Source organism: Arthrobacter globiformis, from assembly GCF_030817195.1.
Taxonomy (GTDB): Bacteria; Actinomycetota; Actinomycetes; order Actinomycetales; family Micrococcaceae; genus Arthrobacter; species Arthrobacter globiformis_D.
This window is the reverse complement of record NZ_JAUSYZ010000001.1, coordinates 3,820,619-3,838,806: the sequence shown is the minus strand read 5'-3', so window position 1 is coordinate 3,838,806 and position 18,188 is coordinate 3,820,619. Positions and strand designations below refer to the sequence as shown.

Genomic DNA, 18,188 nt, shown 5'->3' with positions numbered 1-18,188 from the left:
CACTTTCGTCCACTGCTGTCTGGGATAATGAATCATATGACTGAGCTGCCCTCGCTGTTGATCCTGACCTTTTCACCCATTCGCTCGGATCCCAGGGTCCTCAAGCAGGTTGAGCTGTTCAAAGGCAAGTACCGCGTTTCAACGTGCGGCTACGGTGACGCCCCGGAGGGCGTGGACAACCATTTCGCGCTGCCCGCCGATTCCCGTGGCTGGCCTTCGGACAAGCTGGGCCTCGTCACGCGCCGCTATCCCCGCGTCTATAACGGGCTGACCGCCGTTTCGGCTGCGCGCCGCATCATTCCGCGCGGGGAGTTCGACGTTATTCTGGCCAACGACCTGAACACGCTTCCCCTGGCACTTGAACTTCAGCCCCGGCTGGGCGTCCACGCCGACCTGCACGAATTCGCCCCCCGTGAAAAAGAGGATGACCTCAAGTGGCGGCTGTTCGTGGCGCCCTTCATGCGCTGGCTCTGCCGGCGGTACCTGCCCTTGGCCGAATCCGTCACCACGGTATCCCAGGGAATAGCGGACGAATACACGAAGGACTATGGTGTGGCCGCCGGTGTGGTGACCAATGCCGCGCCCTACTCCGAACGTGACGTCCGGCCCGTGGGCACGCCGGTCCGCCTCATCCACAGCGCTGCCGGCCAGCGTTACCGCAAGCTCGAAAACTTCATTGAAGCCATGCGGGATGCGCCCGAGTGGCTGACGCTGGACATGATCGTGATGCCCAACGAGCCGGATTACGTGGCCGAGCTGAAGGAGAAGGCCGCTTCGGTGCCTGCCATCCGGTTCCGTGACCCGGTGTCCTACAGCCAGCTGGTAGCTACGCTCAGTGAGTACGACGTCTCCCTGGTGTTCCTTCCCCCTACGAACTTCAACCTCAAGAACGCCCTGCCGAACAAGTTCTTCGAAGCCGTCCAGGCACGCATCGGACTCATTGTGGGCCCGTCGCCGGCGATGGTCGCGCTCGTGGAGCAGTACGGATTGGGTGCAGTGACGGCTGATTTCTCGGCGGACTCGCTGCGAACCACCCTGCACGGACTGACGGCAGAGAAGATTTCGGAGTGGAAGCGGGCGGCAGACGCAGCAGCCCGTCCGCTTTCGGCCGAGTCGCAGGTGCTCGCCTGGCAGAAGGCTGTGGAAGAGATTGTGACTTCCCAGACAGCGCGGGCCTGAGGCCTAGCGCCGGCACGGACAACCAAACAGAAAAGGCGGCTTCCCCGGGGTGTTCGGGGAAGCCGCCTTGTGTTCGGAGGATTTAGCTGGCGCCGGAGGTGGACGACACGGTGGAAGCCGTTCCCACCGAGCCGGCGATGAAGGAGGTGCCCCACCGGCTTCCGGCCACCACCGGGTAGTAGCGCAGCTGTCCGTCGCTCTGGACGGCCATCACGCCCTTGCTGGTGGTTCCGGCAAAGCCCTTGTTGGCGGAGAACTGGCGGAATGACTGCCAGCCGCTGCCGACGGTTTTCCTGGTTTCCGAGATGAACCTGTTGGCACCGGTGGAGCGGTAGAGCCGCATGGCTCCAGTGCTGTTGACGGCCAGCAGATCCTGCCTGCCGTCGGAGTCGTAGTCGATCATGGCGAGCTTGAGGCCTGACCAGCCGGCTCCGATGCGTACCGGGACGCTGACGGTCCGTCCGGTGGCATTCGCCCAGTAGTAGAGGGCGCCGTCGGAGCCATAACCCACCAGGCCCGGATACCGGGATCCGGAGACCCATTTGCCGGTGACCAGGGTGGTCTGGGCGAAACCCGATGAAGCAACCGTGAAGGGTGCCGAAAATCCGCCGGACGCCGAACCCGGGTACAGGGACAACATGCCGTTGGACCTTTGGGCCAGTACGTCGGCGACGCCATCGCTGTTCCAGTCCACAACATTCAGTGACTTCATTCCGGACCAGCCCACCCCGATCTGGTAGGGGCTGCCGACGGAGGAGTTCCCCGCCGGGCGGTTCCAGAGCCCGCCGGCGGCGTCAACGGTCAGGATGTCCGCGGTGCTGGTGATGGCCCGTCCCGGCACGAGGAGGCCGCTGCCCCCGATGAGGAGACCGTTCCAGCCGGACGGCAGCACTGACTTGGCACCGAGGGTGCCCGCCGTCAGCGGATAGTAGCTCAACTGTCCCGAGCGGTCGCGGGCCAGAAGCCCGTTCGATCCGGCGGCTGCGAAGCCCCTGGCCGGGCTGATGCTGTTCATGGTGTTCCAGCCGCTGGCCAGGAGCTTGCGGGCTTCGGAAACCAGCGTTCCTGTTCCGCCGGAGCGGTAGAGCGTCATCCGGCCCAGGTAATCGACCGCCACAAGGTCCTGGTTCCCGTCGCCGTCGGCATCTGCCATGGAGACGTCCGTCCGGGCAAACCCTGAGGCGAGTGTGGTCGCAGGGGCGGGCGCGCCGCCGGAGGGGTTCGCATGGAACTGGACCGAGCCGTCCGCCCGGCGGACCACAACGCCTGGATATTTGGCGGCCTTGAGCCACGGGCCGAAGGTGACATCGGCTCCGGAGAGACCCGAGGCGAGAACAGTCCGTGCGGCAAAACCTCCGGCGGGCAGCCCGGTTTGGATTCCCAGTACCCCGGTGGTGCTCAGCGTGGCAAGGTCCTGGATGCCGTCGGCGTTCCAGTCGGTGACGTGGACGGACGCCAGGCCGGTGAAGCCGGTGCCGATCTTGGCGGCGGTCCCCAATGTTCCGGTTCCCGAGCTGCGGCGGTAGACATTGCCGGACGGATCAACGGTGACGACGTCGGAGGCCGAGGTGATCGAAGGTGTCACGGCCGGCGGTGGGGGCGGGGTCGTGGCGAGGTTGATGGTTTCGCCACCGGCGATGAGGTAGTTGTTCCAGCCCGTTCCGATGGCGGTGACAGGTCCCCAGGCGGAGTTGCCGGGAACCGGATAGTAGTAGAGCTGACCGCTGGTGTTGCGGGCCATGAGGCCGTTCGTCGCGGCACCCTTGAAGTTCGTGGTGACGGTGACGCTTGTCATGTTGTGCCAGCCGCTGCCGATGGTCCTGCGGGCCTCGGCCATGAAGGTCCCGCTGCCGTTAGTGCGGTACAGCAACATTTGGCCGGCCGGGTTCTGGGCCAGGATGTCCTGGTTGCCGTCACCGTCGAAGTCGATCATGGTGAGGTTGAGGCCGCCCCATCCCTGGGCGATGGCTGTTCCGCCGCTGACACCGGCACCCGAGGTGTTCCGCCACAGGCGCAGCACGCCTGAGTCGTCACGGCTGATGATTTGCGGGTAGTAGCTGCTGTTGTACCAGTAGCCCACCGTCAGCTGGTAGCCTTCCCAGCCCGACGCCGCGAGCACAGGGCCGGTGGCAAACCCGCCGGCGGCGATCCCCAGATAGACATTGACCCGCCCCGTGTTCCACTGGGCAATGAGGTCAAGAACGCCGTCGGCGTTCCAGTCGATGGCGTTGATGGACCGCAGTCCGCTCCAGCCGGCGCCGATCTGCTTCCGCGTGCGGAACGTCCCGGTGCCGGTCGCCGGATAATCCCAGAGGATTCCGGAGGAGTCTGCGGCCACCACATCGCCCAATGACGTGATGGAGGGCGTGGGCACTGCGCCGTCGGCCGTCGCGGCAAACTTCTGCAGGCCGGCGAGCGTTCCGTTCCACGCATTGGAGTCGCCGGCGAACGGACCGGTGGCGCTGTACTGCCAGACGCTGTACGTACCCCAGCCGTTGGGCATGGAGCCCACGTAGCGTGAGTAGGAGGCCAAGTGCAGTGGCTGGCGGCTGAAGGCGCCGGAGTTGCCGGTGCACTGGGTCCACCAGTCGGTGGTCGTGTAGATCATCGGCAGGCGCCCGGTCCTGGCCAGCACCCTGTTGGAGAAAGCCGCGATCCAGTTGACCATCGCCGTTTGGCTCATGTTGTAGCAGGTGTTTCCCAGCGAGGCGTAGGGGTTGTACTCGATATCCAGAAGCGGCGGCATGGTTTTCCCGTCGCCGGTCCAGCCGCCGCCGTTGTTGACGAAATAGTCGGCCTGGGCCGCGGCGGTTGAAACCCCGGGGAGGGCAAAGTGGTAGGCTCCGCGGATCATGCCCGAGGCCAGCGCTCCGCCGTACTGGGTCCCGAAGTAGGGGTTCTTGTACGTGGTCCCCTCGGTGGCTTTCACATAGGCAAACCGTGCCCCCATGCTGTATTGGGCCGGCCAGTTGACAGTTGCCTGGTGGCTGCTGACGTCCAGGCCCTGCACGCCGGGTGCCATCCAGGTGTTGGCCGCTTCGGTGGAGATCGCATTCAGGGACGATGCAGTGGACTGCTTTGCGAACGTCGCGGCCCGGCGTTTGACGCCCTGCCCGAGGTAGGCACCGTCTTTTCCGATTTCGGCGCGCAGGGCAGTCATGTCGATCTGGCCCGGCTCGGGCTCCGTTGCGGAAGCTGTGGGTGACGCCGGAGCGGTTGATGCCGGCGCTTCGGGAGCGGGCGGAGCTGCCGGGGAAGCGGGATCTGCTTGGGCCGGAAGACCACCGCCCAGGCAAAGCATCGTGGATAGGAGGGCCGTGCCGCTCAGGAGGGCAACGCGCCTTGCCTTCAAGGCGAGAGCCGCGGAGATTTTGCTATTCGGGGAACAATTCATGTAATACTCCGTAGCCTTCGAATTCCGGGCAGAGAGCCGGCTCGTGGCTGACGTCTTCGCCGTCTTGAGTCCCATCACGCCGGCGGCGATGTAGGCGGCCCATCCTAACACTGAAGGTACTGATGTTACTAATGGTGCTTATGTGATCCCTGTAACCAAAGGCGTCCGCAGTCCCGACTTACGTCTAACCCGTGCTGTGACGCGCGTCTTAGTTAACTGCGGCGCCGAAGCCCCGCATAAAATGGGGGCCATGAAGGTTTTGGTTACCGGCGGCGCCGGCTATATCGGTTCACACACGGCTCTTTGCCTGCTCGAGGACGGGCACGACGTCGTCGTGCTGGACAACCTCATGAACTCGAACATCGAGGCAGTCCGCCGTGTTGAAGAGCTCGCCGGCAAGAAGGTGGAGTTCCGCGAGGCCGACCTGCTCGACGCTGAGGCTGTCGACCGGGTCTTCGCGGAGGGCGGGTTCGACGCCGTCATTCACTTCGCGGGCCTGAAGGCCGTCGGCGAGTCCGTGGCGAAGCCGCTCTGGTACTACAAAAACAACGTGGTGGGCACGCTCAACCTCCTCGAGAGCATGGAGAAGGCCGGTGTTCGGCGGCTGGTCTTCAGCTCATCGGCCACCGTCTACGGCGCCTCCGAGCACGTTCCCCTGATCGAGAAGTCGCCGCTGGACGCAACGAACCCCTACGGCAGGACCAAAGAGCAGATCGAGGACATCCTGTCCGACCTGAGCGACGCCGACCCCCGGTGGAGCATCGCGCTGCTCCGCTACTTCAATCCCGTGGGTGCGCATGAATCAGGTCGCATCGGCGAGGACCCGCACGGGATCCCCAACAACCTTTTGCCCTTCGTTGCGCAGGTCGCGGTGGGACGGCGCGAGAAGGTCATGGTGTTCGGCAACGATTACCCCACTCCCGACGGCACGGGGGTCCGAGACTACATCCATGTTATGGACCTCGCAGCCGGCCACCTGGCGGCGCTGAACTACCTGCAGTCGAAGACCGGCTCGTTCCGTTGGAACCTTGGGACCGGCCGTGGTTCGTCCGTCCTGGAGGTCATCGAGGCCTTCGGCGCTGCCGCAGGGCATCCGGTTCCCTATGAGTTCGCACCCCGCCGGCCGGGGGATGCGGCCGTGAGCTACGCCGACGCCTCGGCAGCCTTGGCGGACCTGGGCTGGTCCGCGCACCGTGACCTGGCGCAGATGTGCGCTGACCACTGGCGCTGGCAGAGCGCCAACCCCTACGGCTACGGGGGCAACGACTAAGCACCTTCCTGCAAAGCTGCCCGGCGCCGGGCGTAAAGCATTGACCCCGCGCCGCCTCGTTGGGAGGCGGCGCGGGGTCTTCGCAGTTCTGGGGATCCGCCCGCGCCTATAGCGCGGCCCTTATGGAACGCAGCTCTTATGGAAGCTGTTTGGCGATGTAGGGTGCCAGCGCGCGAGCATATTCTGCGCTGATGTGTGAAAAGTCCCGGTACACGATCATGGATCCCACCACGGGGTAGCACAGCTTGTTGTCACAGAACTGGTTCCGCAGGACGACCCGCTTCACGCCTTCTGCGGACATGGCTTTCGCCGCGTTCGTGATGGCGGTGTTCGGGGGAATTGCCTTGTTCACTGGAACTGCGCAGGCGAGAGCGTCCTGCTGGCGTGCGAGGCACGTCGGAACGTATTCACCGGTTGTCCGCGGAACGTCGTCGAACACCACGACCTTTTTTCCCGCGGCGAGCCACTGGCGCCACACCTTTGCGAATCCGTCAACGGCCGGATCCCTGAACGACTCATTGTCCGGGGATTCGAAGGAAAACGCGGTCGAATAGGATGCCGCGAAGATCGTACTCACGGACTTGTTGCCGGCCAGCTCCCGGGCGACCTTTTGACCCCATGCCAGGCAATCCCGCTGATTTGAGTCAGTCTTCTCGGAGGCCTGGATCCGGACGGCCGCCGTAACAGGGCAGGAACTCTTCGTGTAGGTCTTGATATGCCAGCTGCGATCTTTTGCCAGAGTCTCCAGGGCCGGGTACCAGGCAGTGGCATGGGAGTCGCCGACGATGGCCACGGTTTCCTTCGCCTGGGAAGCGTCGACACCAAGGTCGCAGCTCACGATGTCGGTACCGACGGCGTCGGCCTGGCACCCGGGATGCAGTGGCTGCGTATTCTGCTTGGCGACCAGGGCGGGCGCAGGACTGGGCGTTTCCCTGCCGATGACAGGACCGCAGCCGTTGGCCGGTTCCAGCGCGCCGGGCCCGTAGCAGGCTCCGAGCTCTGCGGAACGGTCCGGGCTTGACTCTGAATATGCGGCCGAAGTCAGCCCGAAGCACATGGCCACCGTGAGCGCCATGCCTACGGCGCCGAACAGGTATGCCCGCAGGGATTTTTTCAGCAGCCTGCCGCGCCGCAGCGGATCCTCAACCGTCAGTTTTGTGATCCACGCCAGCAACGTGGAGGCCAGCAATATGAGCAGCTTCTCCAGGGTCCCCAGGTCATGGCGAAGGACGAACGGAAGGACGACGATCAGCGGCCAGTGCCACAGATATACGCCGTAGGAGACGTCGCCCAAAAAGATCGCCGGGCGGCGCGAGAGCCACCAGCGGGGTGTCATCCGGGCGGGATTTCCGCTGCAAATGAAGACCAAGGCGGTGCCAAGCACCGGAATCATGGCCGTCCAGCCAGGGAACGGGGTGGCGCTGTCGAACGTCAGGGCAGCATATGCGATCAGGGCGGCTCCGGCCCAGGCGAGAGCTGTCGCCAGCCGTCCGGAGTATTGCCGTCCATTGAAAATGAGCGCGGCGAGACCGCCCGCGGCGAACTCCCAGACACGGGTCGGGGTAACAAAGTAGGCGACAGACGGGCTCTGCGCCGTCAGAACGACCGAGTAGATCAGCGAGGTTGCGCCGACGAGCGCTATACCGGCGATCATCATGCCCCGAGGGGAAGACAGCGGACCCAGTTTGGATGCCACGGCCGGCCTTCGGGCGATGTACAGGAGCAGGGCCACCAGCAGGGGCCACACGAAATAGAACTGCTCCTCAACCGAGAGTGACCAGTAGTGCTGAACCGCGGAGGCATCATTGTGCTGGGCTGAATAGTCGACGGAGTCAGTGGCCAGGACCCAGTTCTGAACGTACAGGGCGCTGGCGCCGACCTGGCGGGCCGCAACTTCCCATAGCGTGGAGGGGATCCAGAGGAAGGCCGCGACCAGGGACACCAGCAGGACCAGGAGCGATGCCGGAAGCAGCCTTCGGATTCGCCTCGCCCAGAACCGGGTCAGCCCCAGGGCTGACCCGTCCTGGACTTCGCGGTACATGTGGGAAGTGATAAGGAAGCCTGAGATGACGAAGAAAACGTCGACACCGACATAGCCACCTGTGAGGCGCTCTGGCCAGAGGTGATAAAGCACCACCAGGAGGACGGCAACAGCTCGGAGGCCTTGGATCTCTGGCTGGAACTGGCTTGTTGCCGGGGCCTCGCGGACCGCTGATGGGTGCTTCCTGGACGTCTCGAGGGTTCGGATGGCAGGCACAACGACCAATTTTATCGCGAAACCGCCTGCCGCTGCGAATAAGGGAGATCGCGGCAGATGACCGGCGGACATTCAGTTATCCACAATTGCCCTTTTTCTCTGTATTCGCCGGAAGCAATCCCTTAGCTTTAACCCAGATGTTCTGCCTCCGCTGGGGCCGGCAGTCATTCGGGGGAATTCATGGATGCAGTACGCATTGTCGAGGATGAAGTCCGGGAGCTGATCCGGAGGCGCGGTCTCGATCCGTTGCACCAGGCTGCCGAGGTCAGGCGGCTCGTGGAAGCGGCCGTGACCGACTATGACGAGCGCGCCCTTATGGGTCCGCTTCCGCCGCTCGGACCACTGGAGTCAGCACGGCGGTTTGTCTTCGACGCCGTGGCCGGGTTCGGGGCCCTCCAACCGTTGCTCGATGATCCGGGGATTGAGGAAATCTGGATCAACGCACCGACGGAAATCTATGTCGCACGGAACGGCGAATCCGAACTCACATCACTGAGTCTTACCGATCAGCAGGTCCGGGACCTGGTTGAGCGCATGCTGAAGAGCTCGGGCCGGCGGTTGGACATCTCATCGCCCTTCGTGGATGCGGCCCTGCCTGACGGATCCCGCCTGCACGTGGTGATTCCGGATGTCACCAGACGCCACTGGGCCGTCAACATCCGCAAATTTGTTGTGAAGGCAACGCGGCTGGATCACCTCGTGGAGCTGGGCACCCTGACCCCGCAGTCCGGGCGCTTCTTGGGCGCCGCCGTCGCGAGCGGACTCAACATCCTGGTCTCAGGTGCCACACAGGCGGGAAAGACCACGCTGCTGAACTGCCTCGCGGCCAGCATAGGCAGCCGGGAGCGCGTCGTTACAGTCGAGGAGATCTTCGAACTGCAGTTTCCGCTGCGCGATGTTGTCGGGCTGCAGTGCCGGCAGCCCAATCTGGAAGGCGAAGGAGAAATCCCGCTCCGCCGGCTGGTCAAGGAAGCCCTCCGGATGCGGCCTGACCGCCTGGTGGTGGGCGAGGTCCGGGAAGCAGAGAGCCTCGACATGCTGATCGCCCTTAACAGCGGGCTTCCGGGGATGTGCACCGTCCACGCAAATTCAGCGCACGACGCCGTGACCAAGATGTGCACGCTCCCGCTGCTCGCCGGCGACAACATTTCCAGCGCGTTTGTGGTTCCGACCGTGGCCTCGTGCATCGATCTGGTGGTTCACTGCAGCCGCTTGGCGAACGGCCGTAGGCAGGTGACCGAAATCCTCTCCCTGGGCAGACGGGTCGAGAACGGAATTATCGAGTCCTCGATGATTTTTTCCATGATCGGCGGCCTGCTGGAGCCGACGGCCAACACCATGCCGGCGGAGGAAAAATTTGCGAGGGCCGGTTATGAAGTCGCGGCGCTTTTGGACCCGCGCTGATGGCTGCGCTGCTGGGACTTCTGACGGGTGCCGGGCTGTTCCTCATCTGGTGGTCGGCCTGGGACCAGCCCGCGCGCCCCAAACGTGGACCGCGGACAAGCCGTCTCCATGACCTCTTGCTGTCTGCCGGCATTGAGAAGGTCACCGGTGCCGGTCTCATCGGCAGCTGCCTGGGCCTTGGCGCCTTTGCGACCCTGGCCTTTTTCGCCGTGAGCAGGTCCTGGCCCATTTCCGTTTGCTTTGGCCTGTTCGGTGGCTGGCTTCCGGTGGCGGTGGTCAAATGGCGGGCCAAGCGACGCACCGCCGTCCTGCGGCGGGTCTGGCCCGACGTCGTCGATCACCTGCGGTCGGCCATCCGGGCCGGGCTGTCTTTGCCGGAGGCACTGATACAGCTGGGCGACAAGGGACCCGAGGAGCTGCGGCACGTGTTCCGTGACTTCGGCTCGGATTACCGCTCAGGCGGTCAATTCGACGCGTCCCTGAACAGGCTCAAAGACCGGCTGGCGGACCCGGTAGCCGACCGCATCATCGAGGCCCTCCGGCTTACCAGGGAGGTGGGCGGCTCCGATCTCGGCAAGCTGCTCGGGACGCTCGCAGAGTTCCTGCGCGAAAGCGCCCGGACCCGCAGCGAGCTTGAAGCGCGGCAGTCGTGGACAGTCAACGCTGCCCGGTTGGCAGTCGCGGCCCCATGGATTGTCATGCTGCTACTGGTCAGCCGCCCGGAGGCCGTGGCTGCGTACAACACCCCCATTGGAGCGGCCGTGCTGTTGGGAGGCCTGGTGGTGTCGCTGGTGTGCTACGCGGTCATGCTGAAAATCGGAGCCCTCCCGGAGGAAGAGCGGGTATTGCGATGACCACCGTTGCTGCCATGACCACCGTCCCAGCGGCAGCGATACTCTGCGGCGCACTCCTCGGTGCCGGTCTGTGGCTGCTCCTTGTCCGGCTCCCGTTCATGCGGTCCGTCAGTTTCGTGGAACGCATCGAACCGCAGTTCAGGTCCCAAAACCTCGAATCAAGGCTCCTGCGGGCGGAGGAGCACGTCCTCACTCCGTTTGGTCCCCTCGAACGCATACTCCATCCGCTGATCAGGGAAGCCACCGCCAAACTGGCCCGGTTCAATCTTGGCTCCGCAGCCCTCAGCCGCAGGCTCGCCCAGGCGCGCACCGACAAGTCGCCCCTGGACTTCAGGGCCCAGCAGCTCTTTTGGGCACTCTCCGCGTTCATTGCTGCGGTCAGCGTCGTCGTGGTGGCAGCCCTGGCCGGGAGGTTCAGTCCTGTCCTGGCCCTGGCGGTCTCAGTCGGCAGCGGGATCGGCGGTTTCCTCTTCCGTGATTACTGGCTGGGCGTGCAGATTCGGCGGCGGGAGGAACGGATGCTGGCAGAGTTCCCCAGCTTGGCGGAGATGATTGCGCTCGCGGTGGGCGCCGGGGAAAGCGCCACCGGTGCCCTCGACCGCGTCTGCAGGACAGCCAGGGGCGAGCTCTCCAAGGAATTCAGCCGGGTCCTGGCCGAAACTCGGGCGGGGAAGCCCCTGGTGGAGGCGCTTCAGGAGTTTTCCGCACGCACGGATCTCGGGCCGCTGATCCGCTTTGTTGACGGCATCATCGTGGCGGTGGAGCGCGGAACGCCATTGGCCGAAGTCCTGAGAGCCCAGGCCCAGGACGTCCGGGATACGGCCAAGCGTGAGCTGATGGAGTCCGCCGGCAAGAAGGAAATCGCAATGATGGTGCCGCTTGTTTTTGGCGTGCTGCCCCTGACAGTGGTGTTTGCCGTGTTCCCTGGAATAGCGGCACTCAGCCTGAATTTTTGACCCCGCTGCTCCGGCAACCGCCGGCAGTGGCCATGCCCTACAACAAACAAACTCGCAGAAAAGGAAAGCACATGACATTCATGGCCAGGCACGGACTTGCACTTGTCGCCGCGGTGACGGCCCTGATCGGCCACTCCTTGGCTGCAGTCCCGCGCCCTCGGAAGATCGGGACGTTGGCGGACCATCCTGAGCGCGGGGATGTGCCCGGCTGGGTCATGATCACCCTGATGTCGGCGGTCCTTGTCGCCGCGCTGCTGGCCCTGGCCGGTCCTGCCCTGGAAGCCATGTTCAACCAGGCAATGGACACGGTCGGAAAGTAGCCCGTGGACGGGACCGGCGCGGACACCTCCGGGCGCGAGAGCGGCGCTGCTGCGGTCGACTTTGTGCTCGTGGGTGCCCTGCTGACCATGTTTTTCGTGTCCATCATCCAACTCGCGCTCATCCTGCACGTCCGGAACACACTCATCGACGCTGCGGCGTCCGGCGCCCGGTACGGGACCCTCGCCGACCGCAGCGCGGACGACGCCAGGCGCCGCACCGGCGAGCTCATCGGTACGGCGCTCAACGCGGACTTTGCCCGCGACATCGAAACGCGCGAAGTCACATTTCAAGGGCTGCGGACGCTGGAAGTGACTGTCAGGGCCCCGTTGCCGGTCATCGGTCTGATTGGTCCCCGCGAAGGGCTGGAGGTCACCGGACATGCCGCGATCACCGGCTGACCGCGAGCGGCGGCACCTCACCAGCAGCGTTGCGGGCAGGCTCCGGGAGGCTCTGTGCCTTGACGGCCGTGGGCGCCCCGGCACTCTCGGCGCCCACCGCGCCCGCGACCCGGAAAGCGCAGGGTGCGACCCGGACCGCGCCCGCGACCCCGAAAACACTGGGGGCGACGGCGGGCAGCGGGGGAGTGCGGTCGTCGAATTCACGTTCCTTGGACTGCTTCTCATGGTGCCCGTGGTCTACTTCATCATCACGGTTGGCCAGATCCAGGGCGGCTCCTTCGCCGTGGTGGGTGCAGCTGACCAGGCGGCCAAGGTCTTCGTAACCCAGCCCGATGCATCGTCTGGCCGGGCGGCCGCAGAGCAGGCCACCATGGTGACCCTTGCCGATTACGGCCATCCCGCCGGGAACGCCAGCGTTGAGATCCGCTGTGAATCCGGCGGTGACTGCATGGCGGCGGGCTCCGCGGTCACCGTCACCGTACGGCTCACCGTGCCGCTGCCTTTCGTGCCATTTGGGGAAGCACTTCGGCTCAACGCCGGCCAGCTGAGCGCTTCGGCCACCCAGGTCGTGGGCAGGTTCCGTTGATGCTTCCTGCAGCTGGCCGCACCCCCATCCGATCAGCGCGAGCGGCTCGTGATGAGGCCGGGCAAATGACAGTCCTCATCATCGGATTCGTCATGCTGGCCCTGCTGGTCAGCACCGTGGTGATGGCGGCCTCCAGCCTCTACATCGAGCACAAGAAACTCCTGTCGCTCGCGGACGGCGCCTCGGTGGCCGCAGCCGACTCCTACACGCTCGGCCAGGTCGAAACGGCCGGCGGCACTCACTCGGCCCTGCTGAACGGTGACAGGGTCCGGAACGTCGCGTCCGACTATCTCAGCCGCAACGGCGCCTTCGGGCGGGTCGCCGGGCTGGCCGTCGCAGCCGGAACGGGTACGCCCGACGGGTCCACCGCCGTCGTGGTTCTCAGCGCCACCGTGCACCCTCCGGTGGTCAATTTCCTCATCCCGGACGGCATCACCATTGCAGCTTCATCCACCGCACGCTCGCGGCTGACCCGCTAGCCGAGTCCGCCGGCGCCCCGAGTCGCCGCTGCCCCCGTCCGGCCGGTCGCCGCACCTGCCATCGGCGCAGCTGGTGAGGGCGGATAGCGTACGCTTAAACAACCATGGCTCAAATTGATTTTGCTGCAGAAATCCGCGCGCTGCGCGGCACCTATACCTCCATCGAAAATGTCACCGATGTCGAGGCGCTCAAGGAAGAGATCGCAGAACTGAGCGAGCGTGCCGGCGAGCCGGACCTCTGGGATGACCCTGCGGCTGCGCAGGTCATCACCTCACGGCTGTCGCACCGGCAGTCCGAACTGGAGCGGCTCAACACCCTGGCATCCCGCATCGATGACCTTGAGGTGCTGGTGGAGCTCGGCCAGGACGAGGGCGACGCCGACTCCATGGGAGAGGCGGAGGCGGAGCTGGAGTCCATCCGCAAGTCTCTGAAGGACCTTGAAGTCGTCACCCTGCTCTCCGGCGAGTACGACGAGCGTGAGGCCGTGGTCACCATCCGCTCCGGTGCCGGCGGCGTCGATGCCGCGGACTTTGCCGAGATGCTGCTGCGCATGTACCTCCGGTGGGCGGAACGCCATGGCTACCCGACCACCGTTATGGACACCTCCTACGCGGAAGAAGCGGGCCTCAAGTCCGCCACCTTCGAGGTCAATGCACCGTACGCGTTCGGCACGCTCAGCGTCGAGGCGGGAACACACCGGCTGGTCAGGATCAGCCCGTTCGACAACCAGGGGCGCCGGCAGACGTCCTTCGCTGCAGTGGAAGTCATTCCACTGATCGAACAGACAGACTCCATTGACATCCCGGACAACGAAATCCGCGTGGACGTCTTCCGCTCGTCCGGCCCCGGCGGCCAGTCAGTCAACACCACCGACTCCGCCGTCCGCCTGACGCACATACCCACCGGCACAGTGGTGTCCATGCAGAACGAGAAATCGCAGCTGCAGAACCGCGCCGCCGCGATGAGGGTCCTCCAGTCGAGGCTCCTGCTGCTCAAGAAGGAGCAGGAAGACGCCGAGAAGAAGGCCTTCGCCGGCGACGTCAAGGCGTCCTGGGGCGACCAGATGCGCTCCTACGTCCTGAACCCTTACCAGATGGTCAAGGACCTCCGCACCGAGCACGAGGTGGGAAACACCTCCGCCGTGTTGGACGGCGCCATTGACGACTTCATCGAAGCCGGGATCCGCTGGCGCACCGACAACCGCAACGCCGAACGCTAGACGCGCCAGGGGCAAGGGACCAATCCCGCGACACGCCCCCTGACTCCCGCCTGAGCATGGCAGCCCGTGCGTATAGTCGAGAGGCCGGAGCTCTACTTCCCCCTAGCGAAAGCCCCCGCACCGGTTGCAGACCATGCCCTTAAAGCCGTGTCCTGCAGGGTTTTAGGGTCATGATCCGTTTCGAAAATGTCACCAAGGTCTATGACCAGAAGGCCAGGCCCGCCCTGGATTCTGTCAGCCTTGAAATTGACCGTGGTGAATTCGCCTTCCTCGTCGGCGCGTCAGGATCCGGCAAGTCCACGTTCCTGCGCCTGGTCCTCAAGGAAGACCGCGCCACCTCCGGCACGGTCTACGTCGCCGGCCAGAACGTAGCCAACATCTCCAGCTGGCGCGTGCCCCGCCTGCGCCGCGGAATCGGCGTGGTGTTCCAGGACTTCCGCCTGCTGCCCCAGAAAAACGTCTTTGCCAACGTCGCCTTTGCCATGCAGGTCATCGGCAAGAGCCGCAGCGTCATCCGCGACACTGTCCCTGAGGTGCTCAAGACCGTAGGCCTGGAGGGCAAGGAGAAGCGCATGCCCCACGAGCTCTCCGGCGGTGAGCAGCAGCGCGTTGCCATTGCCCGCGCCGTGGTCAACCGCCCCGGCATCCTGCTGGCCGACGAGCCCACCGGCAACCTGGACCCCACCACGTCCATGGGCATCATGGGAGTGCTGGACAAGATCAACCAGAACGGCACCACCGTGGTCATGGCCACTCACGACGACGACATCGTGAACGAGATGCGCAAGCGAGTGGTGGAGCTCAAGAACGGCAAGGTCATCCGCGACGAAGCCAAGGCCCTCTACACGTCGATGATCCCCGTCGTCGGCCAGTCCCGCAGGCTTAAGGACGCCAGCGGACGCGACGACCAGGCAGTCCGCGACCAGGCAGGGGAGGGCCGGCGGTGAGGCTCCAGTTCATCCTCGGCGAGATCGGCGGCGGCCTGCGACGCAACCTGTCGATGGTCGTCTCCGTCATCCTGGTCACCTTCGTGTCCCTGACCTTCGTGGGTGCGGCGGGGATGCTCCAACTCCAGATCAACCAGATGAAGGGCTACTGGTACGACAAGGTCCAGGTGGCCATCTTCCTTTGCGGGGAAGGGTCGACGGCGGCCGGCTGCGCCTCGGGTCCGGTGACGGCCGAACAGCAGGACAACGTGCGGACCCTGCTGGAATCGCCCGCAGTCGCCCAGTACATCAACGACTTCCAGTTCGAGTCCAAGGACGACGCCTACAAGCACTTCAAGGAGCAGTTCTCGAACTCTCCCATCGTCGATTCGGTCACGCCGGACCAGCTTCCCGCCTCATTCCGGATCAACATGAAGGACCCCGAGAAGTACCAGATCATCAGCGAGACTTTCGCCTCGCAGCCGGGCGTGGAAACCGTCATCGACCAGAGGCAGGTCCTGGAGCGGCTCTTCTCCGTGATGAACGCGGCGTCCCTCGTCGCGGTGATCATCGCCGGAGTGATGACGGTGTGCGCTATCCTGCTCATCGCCACCACGATCCGGCTCTCGGCGTTCAGCCGGCGCCGGGAAACCGGGATCATGCGGCTCGTGGGAGCGTCAAAGACAGTGATCCAGCTGCCCTTCATCCTCGAAGGCGTAATCGCCGCGGTCATCGGCGCGGCCCTCGCGTCCGGAACGCTGTGGGCCGTGGCCCACTTCTTCCTGGGCGAGTACCTGTCCAAGCAATATCCGGACACAGCGTTCATCTCGCCGGCACAGACCCTGCTCCTCGCCCCGGCCCTGGTGGGGCTGGGTGTTGTTCTGGCGGGCACTTCATCTCTGCTCACGCTCCGCCGATACTTGAGGGTGTAGGCCATGCTCACCGAAGGAATGCCCATGACGAGTTCCGGCAGGCCCATTCGAAAGAGCCCGGCGGGGCGCCAGCGCAGGATTCTCAGTGCCGCAGTGGCACTCATGCTAGCCGCGAGCCTGGGTGCGTCAGCGCCAGCCGCCTTCGCGGACGACCTTGAGGACCAGCAGGCCGCCCTGAAGGCCGAAGCCGTCCGGGTCCAGCAGTCGCTCGAATTCGTCGATGCAAAAATTTCCAAGGCGGCCGGGGACCTCGTGATCTACCGCGGACAGCTTCCGGCCGCGCAGCAGGCGCTGCTCGAGGCCCAGGGCCGCGTGGCGAGTGCCGTCAAGGAAGTGGAAGCCCTCGCGGCCAGGGTGGATCTCGCGCAGCAGAACAAGGCCAAGATCACCCAGCAGTTGGATGCGGACAAGCAGAAGATCGCCAGCACGAAGAAACTGATCGGCCAGATCGCCACCCAGGCCTACAAGTCCGGCGGCGTGCCCTCGGACCTCACCCTCTTCTTCGGTTCCAACAACACCGGCAGCCTCACAGAGACGATGGACCTGGCCGACCAGGCGCTGCGCAGCCAGAACTCCGCGATGGACAAGCTCACCCAGCAGAACGCCACCAACGTGAACTCGCAGGCCCGGCTGCAGGCAGTCGAAGCCGAGATCAAGGACCTCAAGGCGAAGGCTGACGCGGCGCTTGCCAAGGAGAAAGCCGCCCGCGACGAGGCCGCCGCCAAGAAAGCCAAGGTGGACAAGCTCATCGCCGACACCACCCGCCTGAACAACCAACTCGAGGCCGCCAAGCCCGGAATCAAGAAGAAGCTGGCAGCCGTCAAGGCACGCCAGGACGCCGTCGCTGCCGAAATCGTTGAGCGTGACCGCAAGCTGCGCGAGGCGTGGCTCGCCGAGCAGCGCCGGATCGCCGCCGCTGCCGCCGCGGCAGCGAAGGCCAAAGGTGAAGAACCAAAGCCTTACGTGCCGCCCGTGGCAGGGCCGCCGTCGGCCTTTGGCCTCCGCCACCCGTTCCCGGACAGCGTGCCCATCACCTCCGGGTTTGGATGGCGTGCGACGCCGCCCGGCACCATCGACTTCTACGGCACGGGCGGCTACATGCACACGGGCATAGACTTCGGCGCCGCCTGCGGCACGCCGGTGTACGCGGCCGCAGCCGGGACCGTTTTCTCAGCCGGCTGGGCGGACGACGGCGGCGGAAACAACGTCAAAATCTCGCACGGCGTGGTCCAGGGCAACTCGCTGACCACGATCTACTACCACAACACCAGCGTGGTGGTCTCCGTCGGCCAGCAGGTCAGCCAGGGGCAGCTCATCGCCTACTCAGGTACCACCGGAAACTCCACGGGCTGCCACTCGCACTTTGAGACCTGGCTGAACGGCGAAGCGGTTGACCCGATGCGCCTGCTCTGACGTGGGGCGCCGGCTGCCTGGCGACGCGGGCCAGCCGGCGCACCTGCCGTAGAATAGTAAGACTTTGTTCCGGTGCCGCCGGAACAGCCAGTACCGAGAACTGAGGAGTTGAACCGTGCCCAAAGAAAGTGGCCGTAAAGTCGTGGCCACCAACCGGAAGGCCCGGCACGACTACCACGTCATGGACACCTACGAGGCGGGCATCGCGCTCATGGGGACGGAGGTGAAGTCCCTCCGCGAAGGCCACGCGTCCATGGTCGACGGGTTCTGCACGTTCTACAACGACGAGCTCTGGATGGAAGGCATCCACATCCCTGAGTACAACCAGGGCAGCTGGACCAACCATGCAGCTCGCCGGCGGCGGAAACTCCTGCTGCACCGCGAGGAGCTCATCAAGATTTCGCACAAGATCCGCGAGTCGGGCTTCACCATTGTGCCGCTGCAGCTGTATTTCGTGGACGGCCGGGCCAAGGTGGAAATCGGCATCGCGCGCGGTAAGAAGGACTACGACAAGCGCCAGACCCTTCGCGAACAGCAGGACAAGCGCGAGGCCCTCCGCGTCATGCGGGAACGCAACCGGCGCTAGGGCTGCACGGCCG

General features: G+C 64.9%; 16 protein-coding genes. 14 read left to right on the top strand and 2 right to left on the bottom strand.

Annotated elements, in window-relative coordinates:
* Positions 1 to 36 precede the first annotated feature (36 nt).
* Positions 37 to 1,179, top strand: a complete 1,143-nt coding sequence (locus tag QF036_RS17490) for a glycosyltransferase (RefSeq protein ID WP_307103890.1) — start codon at positions 37 to 39, stop codon at positions 1,177 to 1,179.
* Positions 1,180 to 1,261: 82 nt separating this feature from the next.
* Here QF036_RS17490 and QF036_RS17485 read toward each other — a convergent pair whose 3' ends face one another.
* A complete protein-coding gene (locus tag QF036_RS17485) occupies positions 1,262 to 4,531 on the bottom strand; it encodes a GH25 family lysozyme (RefSeq protein WP_307103888.1) in 3,270 nt (1,089 codons plus the stop codon).
* Positions 4,532 to 4,823: 292 nt separating this feature from the next.
* Between QF036_RS17485 and galE the strand changes: the two genes are divergently transcribed.
* Complete coding sequence (gene galE, locus QF036_RS17480; RefSeq protein WP_307103886.1) at positions 4,824 to 5,843, top strand: UDP-glucose 4-epimerase GalE; 1,020 nt, start codon at positions 4,824 to 4,826, stop codon at positions 5,841 to 5,843.
* Between the two features lie 136 nt (positions 5,844 to 5,979).
* Here the strand turns inward: galE and QF036_RS17475 are convergent, their stop codons facing one another.
* Positions 5,980 to 8,100: an acyltransferase family protein gene (locus tag QF036_RS17475; protein WP_307103884.1), complete on the bottom strand. Its 2,121-nt coding sequence runs from the start codon at positions 8,098 to 8,100 to the stop codon at positions 5,980 to 5,982.
* A 180-nt stretch (positions 8,101 to 8,280) separates the two neighbouring features.
* Here QF036_RS17475 and QF036_RS17470 point away from each other — a divergent pair, with 180 nt between their 5' ends.
* The 12 genes from QF036_RS17470 (at position 8,281) to smpB (ending at position 18,175) form a co-directional block, all read left to right on the top strand.
* Positions 8,281 to 9,504, top strand: coding sequence for a CpaF family protein (locus tag QF036_RS17470; RefSeq protein WP_307103882.1), 1,224 nt, complete (start codon positions 8,281 to 8,283; stop codon positions 9,502 to 9,504).
* Positions 9,504 to 10,358, top strand: coding sequence for a type II secretion system F family protein (locus QF036_RS17465; RefSeq protein ID WP_307103880.1), 855 nt, complete (start codon positions 9,504 to 9,506; stop codon positions 10,356 to 10,358). Before QF036_RS17470 ends, QF036_RS17465 begins: the two co-directional genes overlap by 1 nt.
* A 14-nt stretch (positions 10,359 to 10,372) precedes the next feature.
* Positions 10,373 to 11,314, top strand: coding sequence for a type II secretion system F family protein (locus tag QF036_RS17460; protein WP_307103878.1), 942 nt, complete (start codon positions 10,373 to 10,375; stop codon positions 11,312 to 11,314).
* Between the two features lie 80 nt (positions 11,315 to 11,394).
* Positions 11,395 to 11,634, top strand: coding sequence for a hypothetical protein (locus QF036_RS17455; RefSeq protein WP_373460304.1), 240 nt, complete (start codon positions 11,395 to 11,397; stop codon positions 11,632 to 11,634).
* Between the two features lie 3 nt (positions 11,635 to 11,637).
* Positions 11,638 to 12,033 (top strand): TadE family protein, encoded by a 396-nt coding sequence (locus QF036_RS17450; RefSeq protein WP_307103874.1) that lies wholly within the window; start codon positions 11,638 to 11,640, stop codon positions 12,031 to 12,033.
* On the top strand, positions 12,014 to 12,619 hold the full coding sequence (locus tag QF036_RS17445) for a hypothetical protein (protein ID WP_307103872.1): 606 nt from the start codon (positions 12,014 to 12,016) through the stop codon (positions 12,617 to 12,619). Before QF036_RS17450 ends, QF036_RS17445 begins: the two co-directional genes overlap by 20 nt.
* A gap of 65 nt (positions 12,620 to 12,684) precedes the next feature.
* Positions 12,685 to 13,098, top strand: a complete 414-nt coding sequence (locus tag QF036_RS17440) for a pilus assembly protein TadG-related protein (protein WP_307103870.1) — start codon at positions 12,685 to 12,687, stop codon at positions 13,096 to 13,098.
* 104 nt (positions 13,099 to 13,202) lie between these two features.
* Positions 13,203 to 14,318, top strand: a complete 1,116-nt coding sequence (prfB, locus tag QF036_RS17435; protein ID WP_307103868.1) for a peptide chain release factor 2 — start codon at positions 13,203 to 13,205, stop codon at positions 14,316 to 14,318.
* Positions 14,319 to 14,488: 170 nt separating this feature from the next.
* Positions 14,489 to 15,265 (top strand): cell division ATP-binding protein FtsE, encoded by a 777-nt coding sequence (ftsE, locus tag QF036_RS17430; RefSeq protein ID WP_307103866.1) that lies wholly within the window; start codon positions 14,489 to 14,491, stop codon positions 15,263 to 15,265.
* Complete coding sequence (gene ftsX, locus QF036_RS17425; RefSeq protein WP_003804884.1) at positions 15,262 to 16,176, top strand: permease-like cell division protein FtsX; 915 nt, start codon at positions 15,262 to 15,264, stop codon at positions 16,174 to 16,176. The genes ftsE and ftsX overlap by 4 nt, the downstream gene beginning before the upstream one ends.
* Before the next feature lie 24 nt (positions 16,177 to 16,200).
* Complete coding sequence (locus tag QF036_RS17420) at positions 16,201 to 17,589, top strand: M23 family metallopeptidase (protein WP_307103864.1); 1,389 nt, start codon at positions 16,201 to 16,203, stop codon at positions 17,587 to 17,589.
* 115 nt (positions 17,590 to 17,704) lie between these two features.
* On the top strand, positions 17,705 to 18,175 hold the full coding sequence (gene smpB, locus QF036_RS17415) for an SsrA-binding protein SmpB (protein ID WP_003804881.1): 471 nt from the start codon (positions 17,705 to 17,707) through the stop codon (positions 18,173 to 18,175).
* The last annotated feature ends 13 nt before the right edge of the window (positions 18,176 to 18,188 follow it).

Bases quoted from the DNA above. Each gene is read 5' to 3' on its own strand.
- QF036_RS17490 (WP_307103890.1), top strand. From the start codon at position 37: ATGACTGAGCTGCCCTCGCTGTTGATCCTGACCTTTTCACCCATTCGC.
- galE (WP_307103886.1), top strand. From the start codon at position 4,824: ATGAAGGTTTTGGTTACCGGCGGCGCCGGCTATATCGGTTCACACACG.
- QF036_RS17470 (WP_307103882.1), top strand. From the start codon at position 8,281: ATGGATGCAGTACGCATTGTCGAGGATGAAGTCCGGGAGCTGATCCGG.
- QF036_RS17465 (WP_307103880.1), top strand. From the start codon at position 9,504: ATGGCTGCGCTGCTGGGACTTCTGACGGGTGCCGGGCTGTTCCTCATC.
- QF036_RS17460 (WP_307103878.1), top strand. From the start codon at position 10,373: ATGACCACCGTCCCAGCGGCAGCGATACTCTGCGGCGCACTCCTCGGT.
- QF036_RS17455 (WP_373460304.1), top strand. From the start codon at position 11,395: ATGGCCAGGCACGGACTTGCACTTGTCGCCGCGGTGACGGCCCTGATC.
- QF036_RS17445 (WP_307103872.1), top strand. From the start codon at position 12,014: ATGCCGCGATCACCGGCTGACCGCGAGCGGCGGCACCTCACCAGCAGC.
- QF036_RS17440 (WP_307103870.1), top strand. From the start codon at position 12,685: ATGACAGTCCTCATCATCGGATTCGTCATGCTGGCCCTGCTGGTCAGC.
- prfB (WP_307103868.1), top strand. From the start codon at position 13,203: ATGGCTCAAATTGATTTTGCTGCAGAAATCCGCGCGCTGCGCGGCACC.
- ftsE (WP_307103866.1), top strand. From the start codon at position 14,489: ATGATCCGTTTCGAAAATGTCACCAAGGTCTATGACCAGAAGGCCAGG.
- QF036_RS17420 (WP_307103864.1), top strand. From the start codon at position 16,201: ATGACGAGTTCCGGCAGGCCCATTCGAAAGAGCCCGGCGGGGCGCCAG.